At 39.0% G+C, this 6817-nt stretch carries 6 protein-coding genes and 1 pseudogene; 2 read left to right on the top strand and 5 right to left on the bottom strand.

What is annotated here, in order from left to right:
- Nucleotides 1-247, bottom strand: a pseudogene (locus AB5754_RS12395) (thymidine kinase); the annotation flags it as partial.
- A gap of 152 nt (nt 248-399) precedes the next feature.
- Here AB5754_RS12395 and AB5754_RS12400 point away from each other — a divergent pair.
- Nucleotides 400-1836 (top strand): TrkH family potassium uptake protein, encoded by a 1437-nt coding sequence (locus AB5754_RS12400; protein ID WP_368251163.1) that lies wholly within the window; start codon nt 400-402, stop codon nt 1834-1836.
- Between the two features lie 142 nt (nt 1837-1978).
- On the opposite strand, the gene AB5754_RS12405 is transcribed toward AB5754_RS12400, so the two are convergent.
- From AB5754_RS12405 to AB5754_RS12420, 4 genes are all read right to left on the bottom strand, one after another.
- Nucleotides 1979-3442: a glycoside hydrolase family 1 protein gene (locus AB5754_RS12405; protein WP_368251164.1), complete on the bottom strand. Its 1464-nt coding sequence runs from the start codon at nt 3440-3442 to the stop codon at nt 1979-1981.
- Nucleotides 3443-3458: 16 nt separating this feature from the next.
- On the bottom strand, nt 3459-4769 hold the full coding sequence (locus AB5754_RS12410) for a PTS sugar transporter subunit IIC (protein ID WP_368251165.1): 1311 nt from the start codon (nt 4767-4769) through the stop codon (nt 3459-3461).
- A 118-nt stretch (nt 4770-4887) separates the two neighbouring features.
- Nucleotides 4888-5664 carry a MurR/RpiR family transcriptional regulator gene (locus tag AB5754_RS12415; protein WP_368251166.1) on the bottom strand — a complete coding sequence of 259 codons (777 nt, stop codon included), beginning with the start codon at nt 5662-5664 and terminating at the stop codon, nt 4888-4890.
- Between the two features lie 64 nt (nt 5665-5728).
- The gene (locus tag AB5754_RS12420) at nt 5729-5917 is read right to left on the bottom strand and encodes a hypothetical protein (RefSeq protein ID WP_368251167.1); all 189 of its coding nucleotides are present in this window, start codon (nt 5915-5917) and stop codon (nt 5729-5731) included.
- Nucleotides 5918-6227: 310 nt separating this feature from the next.
- On the opposite strand from AB5754_RS12420, the gene AB5754_RS12425 reads away from it, so the two are divergent.
- A partial coding sequence (locus tag AB5754_RS12425) for an alpha-hydroxy-acid oxidizing protein (RefSeq protein ID WP_368259629.1) occupies nt 6228-6817 on the top strand: 590 nt, incomplete at its 3' end.

Below are 6817 nucleotides of genomic sequence, written 5' to 3' on the forward strand. Positions count from 1 at the left end.
ACACACAATATGGTGCCGGCTTCATGGCGGCAATCGTACCAAAGACATCGGTATCTTCAGAAATTGGTAATGCCTCTCGCTCTAAACCAATCCGGCTAGAAACCCGGCCGTGCCCGGAACGAGTGTCCAAGGCGCTGGTCATAATCACCACCGGCTTGTCTTGCTCCTCGTAGTTGTGAGCCACCTTTAAGATTTCGATGGTTTTGCCGCTATTCATTGCGCCATACTTAAAAAACAATTGTGCCATGCCAATCCCCCTATTTCTTCTGTTAGCATTATAGCTGAAACTCAACTTTTTTTATAGTCGCAAAGAACTTCTTGGCATTTTCTTTTGAAATCCCCCTTTGTCTAGGGCTTCTGCTATACTGGAGATAACGAACAACACGTGTGAGGTGTACTATGGACTCAATTGAGCGCTTGTACGAAGTTTTTAGCCGACGAGCCCGCTATTTTATTACCAATAAAGTCTCATCTATCCAAATTATCGTCAGCTACTATTTATTAATGACTGTTATTTCTTTGGTTTTATTTCACCTGCCTTTTTTTAGAGAAGCAGATTCCTTTGGCCACATTACCTTTATGGATTTGCTATTTATGGCGATTAGTACCGTCAGTGTCACTGGTTTGACCACTTTTGATATCAATAGCGTCTTTAACGATCGGGGCGTTGTTTTACTGGAGATTCTCTTTCAAATCGGCGGCCTCGGGGTCATGATGATTTCCACGTTCTTTTTCATTATCTCTCGTAGACGGATTACTTTAAAACAGCGCCAGTTGATTATGACGGATATGAATCAACCCCGCTTAAGTGGTATTGTGCGTTTGATTCGCACTACTTTTACGATTATTCTCGCTTTCCAAGGAATTTTTGGCGTGCTGTTTTCCTTGTATTTCAAATTCCAAGGCTATTACGACACCTGGCGGGATGCGATTTTTTACGGCTTTTATCAGGCCATTTCGGCTGTGACCAACTCTGGTTTTGATGTTACTGGCGATTCCATCATGCCCCTTGCCCACGATTACTTCTTTTTGTTTTGGATTATCTTTTTGATTTTTATCGGCGGCATTGGTTTTCCCGTATTGATGGATTTTCGTGAATGGCTCTTGTATCGCAAACAATGTCGGCTACGTCACAAAGCCAAAAAGAAATTAGGGCTACCCTTTCGCTTTTCCTTATTTACCAAAATCGCCGTTTTAGCCTTTGTGATTCTCTTTGTAGGAGGCACGGTCATTATTTGGCTCTTAGAAAAAGACCACCTTTTCAGTAATCTTACTGATTTTGGCGCTTGGATGAACAGCGCGTTTTATTCCATGACCACCAGAAATGCAGGATTGCAAATTCACGACTTAAATGATTTCCAAATTACCACATTGATTATCTTTTCTTTATTGATGTTTATCGGCTGCTCCCCTAGTTCAGTGGGGGGCGGCATTCGGACTACTACTTTGGCCATCATCGGCCTCTACCTCTATTCCTTCTTAAAAGGGGAAGGCAATATTAACATTTTCGGTCGCCGGATTTCTGACGCGGATGTGCGTAAATCCGTAGTGGTCTTTATGCTTTCCATGAGCATGTGCTTTTTCTGCATTGTCTTTCTCACCGCCACCGAAAAAGAACCACTGATTGCCATTATTGTGGAAGTCTGTTCTGCTTTTGGGACTACCGGATTGTCTTTAGGAATCACCGCTAGCCTCTCACCAGTAGGGCAAGGAGTGATCGCAGCGTTGATGTTTATCGGCCGAATCGGCATGCTCTATACGTTATTACTGTTTGTACCAAAAGAAACTCAGGATTTGGGTTATGAATACCCTACTGAGCAGATTATTATTGGGTGACGTTCTCATTTAAAGTAAAAAGCAAACGAGACAGACTATCTGGTGGTCTGTCTCGTTTGTTTTTTTTGTTTTCTCTAAAGAATGGAAGGCAGTAAAAAAATCTAAAAGCCGCTGTGACTTTCCCAACGACTTTTAGATTCAACTAGTTTTCTCTTACTAAGACTGGAATATTTAAATTTGTACCATTGGAGGAAATCACTTGTTTATACCAATCGAAGCTTGCTTTTTTATAACGTTTCCCAGTACCTTTGCCATAATCATCCAGGTCAACATAGATAAAACCATAACGTTTACTCATTTCAGAAGAAGAGCAACTGATTAAATCAATCGGTCCCCATGGATAATAGCCAATCAAATCCACTCCATCCCACAGAGCTAATTGCATTTGCTCAATATGGGCTTTCAAAAATTCCATCCGATAATCATCATAAATGGTACCATTATCGCCTAATGTTTCATAAAAGCCCATGCCATTCTCAGTAATCATCAGCGGTAATTGGTATCGATCATAATACTCATTCAATGCAATTCGTAGGCCAATTGGGTCTACTGCCCAGCCCCAATCACTTACCGGCAAATAGGGATTTGGACTAGCCACATCTGCTTCTCCCAGATTCTCCGAGTTAATAATCCGCGTATAGTAGTAGGAAAAAGAAACAAAATCTACAGTATGCTTGAAATCTTCCAAATCATTTGGACCAAACTCGATATTTAGCCCTTGTTCTTCAAAGAAACGATAAGCGTATCCTGGATATGTTCCTCGAGCTAAGATATCTGAGTAAAAATATTCCATTTGATTGTTTTGCAATGCTGCTAACACATCTTCAGGTTTGCATGTTGCTGGATAGACATTACCATAGTAAGACATCATCCCAATTTGAAAATCTGGATTGATTTCCTTGCCAATTTTTATCGAGCGGGCACATGCAACTAATTCATTGTGAACCCCTTGATATTTAGCTTCTTGCAAATTCTCTACTCGATCTTCCGGAATGCCCAAGTGGTTAAAGGATTCATGGCTAATTAGATTCATTTGATTGACTAAAATCCAGTACTTCACTTTATGCTGATAGCGATTAAATACAACTTGAGCAAAATGAGTAAAATAGTCAATTAATTTTCGATTAACCCAACCATTGTATTCAGTGGTCAAATGGAGAGGCATTTCATAGTGAGACAATGTGACTAACGGCTCCATACCATTTTCAAGCATACAATCAAAAAGATCATCATAAAACTGTAGTCCTTCCTCGTTAGGTTCCAATTCATCCCCTTTAGGAAAAATTCTAGCCCAACTAATAGAAGTTCTAAAAGAATTCATCCCTGTTTCAGATAGCAGCTTTAAATCTTCTCGATAAGTATGATAAAAATCAATTCCATCTCTTTTCGGATAACGTCCCTCCTTATCTTGAATAGCAAATTCGATATCTTGGGTTGAGATTTCTTTATTGCTTTTTTTCTTAATATCAATGTCATCACGGAAACGATTAATGTCAGCTACACTTAAGCCCTTTCCGTCTTCTAAATAGGCACCTTCTAATTGATTTGCGGCAACAGCACCGCCCCAAAAAAAGTCTTTAGGAAATACTTTTGGATTCATTCTCATAATTTTTCTCCTATCCTTATTCTTCAATAACTGCCTGTGTAAGATCAATCTCATTTTTTGATTCTTCGCCTTCTTGAGTAACTAGCTTTCTCTCATAGGCTTTAAAAAATGGGTAATAAATTCCCAAGTAAACAAAGAAGTTCACTACTACCAATACCGCTCCCCGAATACTTGCAGTCGCAATAACAGCTGCAAAAACGCTAGGTACAGTCCATACTGCTGCTAAAGGATAGGCCATTCCTGGAACAATCCCACTAGTAAAAGCAAAATAAGTGATAAAGGTGTTTACAAGTGGCGCTATTGCAAAAGGAATCGCTAATGCAGGATTTAAAACAATCGGTAGACCAAAAAGTAATGGTTCATTAATGTTAAAAAATCCGGGAATGATGCTTAGACGTCCTAATTTTTTCAAGAATTTCGACTTCGAGAAACACATCAGCAAGCAAAGTGCTAACGTACCACCCCCGCCGCCAATCCATAAGAACGTGAAAATAAAAGGTTGCACCCCAATATTGGTAACCGCTTGACCCGCTTGTGCTGCTGCCATATTCGCCTCTGAATTAACCAACCAGATTGGAAGCATTACCGTTGCTAAAATTTGTGGATGAATCCCAAACAACCACATCACGCAAGTCAATCCCACATAAATTAACGGAGCAGCAATTGAATTAGAGGAAACGCTTAAAAGAGGTGTTACTAAATCTGAAATCAAAGCATTTAAGTCAAACCCAATTAAATGTACGATAATCCAAACAATTGTCATTGAAAAGAAAACGGGAATGATAACTTCAAAACTACTACTAACGTTGGTTGGTACCTGTTCAGGCAAGCGAATTCCGATACGATGTTTCTTACATAAACGCATCACCTCTACTGCCAAGATAGCAGTGATAATACCGCTAAACATACCTTCTCCCCCAAGATACTTGGTGGAAAGGAATGTTCCTTGCTCCAGTGTAGTAAAACTCAACGTTGTCATAAAGGTAAACAAAGCTGCCACACCGCCGGTTAAACTATCCATCTTATAACTTTTAGCCAAGCGAGCTCCAATGCCAAAAGTTGCATAAACAGACAAAAGACCCATACTCATATTGAAAGGTAAAATTAATTTTGATACTAAATCAGGATTATTCCCCATAAACTCAACATAACTTTGTGGCCAAGGAATATACGGTATCAAAAGAAACATAGAACCAATGACGGTAATTGGAATTGTCGCAATCAAACCATCCCTTACAGCGTTTAAATGGCGCTGATTTGAAAGTTTCAACATCGGGGGCATCAGCTTGTTTTCAACAAAGTTCATTACGTTATCCATTTTTTTCATCCTCCGTTACTTAATTTATAATTGCTGTGTTTGTCTCTATAAAAAGTATACTCATTCAAGAGCAGTAAAAACAACAAGAGCCATTTTCCAAAAATGGAAAATAGCTCTTGAAATCCAATTAATTTTTAAGAAACATAACAAAATAAATAGTCCACAGGTGAATGATTTTTTGGGAATAATAATTTGATAAAAGTAAAAAATCGAAAGTATCGAACGTTATTATTTCATCGAATAGATTGCCAAAATCCTCTGCCTTTCTTTGAGTCAACAAGTAATTGGGCATTGACTGATTGATAAATAGTTCCTTATTTTCTAGCACCCAATCCCCAGTTAATGAAATAATAAAAACTGCATCGCATTCCTGAAGAACACTTTCAATCAGTTGCCTCTCTGCGGAACGATTCAACTCCATTACCAAATAACCTTCTTGACTGAGAAGTTCTCTAAAAAAATTCACTCCGGTAAAAGAATAGTTATTCCCGAATATGGCGATTTTGGATTTTTCCTTGATGGACTTTGCAATGCGTCGGGTTTGATCTGCATCTAAGGTCTCAAAGATGAGTTGATTGATTTGATACTCTTTATTTAAAACATTTTCCAAAAAATCTTCTTTATTTTTGTTGCCCTCAAACTGATCCATCATCAATTCATTACTGTATACGTCTAAATCAGTCCGCATCTCTTTGAAACTTTGATAGCCAATCTTTTTACAAAACTTAGTTATTGATGCTGGGGTTGTCTTTGCTGCATACGCAATTTCCTCTATATAAATATCAGGAAATTCCTGAATTCGTTCAATTAACGTTTTGGTAATTTGAAAATTCAAATCATATTTCTTACATCGAAAAAGATTTTCGCTTAATCGAATATAAACCTTACTACTAGTTTTATTCAATTTGTCCTCCCGCTTTCTTTCTGCAAAAAAACTAGCCAACTCCACTGTGCCGTAAAGAAAGTCTTCATGCCTTTCCATCTCTCACAAACAACTTTTGCCCCACAGTACCCAGCCCACAAGCAAGTACTAGCGCAAGTACAAGCAAGAAAAAATTGCCTTTCTCAAAAAGATTCGGATATAGCTGCAAAGCCAATACCAGTACGCCCATTCCTACTGCAAACTCCACTAAAAACACCTTCAAATAATGCTTCATCTTATTTCCTCCCCCACTAAACTACTTTAATAAAAAATTCAAACAGCCCCTAACAGGACAAAGATTAAAATCCCTAGTTCAACTAAAAAAAATTCGCCTAAAAACACATCCAATCTGAAATAAACTCCTATAAACGATACAGCGTCCAAGCCAATTTGTCTCCCAAGTGATTTTCCATTTTACCTTGCTTCTATTTAATAACAAAATTATAGCACATTCACAAAACCCTCAAGACAGATTCTTTGTTTTTTTGCAAAGGCAGGCTTACAATAAGTTAGTAAAATTCATACGGATTAAAGGAGCGTTTTACATGACTTATCAAACAAGTAATGAAGAAAAAGCAATCGAAATCGTGAATATTGCAGGATTAGAAGCGAAAGTTCAAGCTCAGATGGACACTGGCGCATTTGGCTACATTCGCGGCGGGGCGGAAACAGAATGGACGATGAAAGAAAACACAGCTGCTTTTAACAAACGTCAAATTACACCGCGAGTGTTGCAAGGCATCTCTGCTGCAGATCTTTCTACAAAGCTGTGGGATATTGACTTGAAGACACCAATTATCGAAGCACCTTCTGCAGCTCAAGGTTTGGCCCATGAAAAAGGCGAGTTGGATACTGCCAAGGGAGTAGCCGCAGCGGGATCGATTTTCTCCATTAGCACCTATGCCAATACCACCATTGAAGCCGCGGCTGAGGCGGCTCCTGGCGCCCCTCAATTTTTCCAACTTTATATGAGTAAAGATGATGGCTTCAATGAATTTATCATCAAAAAAGCCGTGGCTGCTGGAGCAAAAGCAATTATTCTCACAGTAGATTCCACACTAGGCGGCTATCGAGAAGCCGACGTAATTAATCACTTCCAATTTCCACTCCCTATGCCAAACTTAGCGGCGTATAG

It is taken from the genome of Enterococcus sp. 2201sp1_2201st1_C11_2201SCRN_220225, assembly GCF_040925905.1.
GTDB lineage: Bacteria > Bacillota > Bacilli > Lactobacillales > Enterococcaceae > Enterococcus_C > Enterococcus_C asini_A.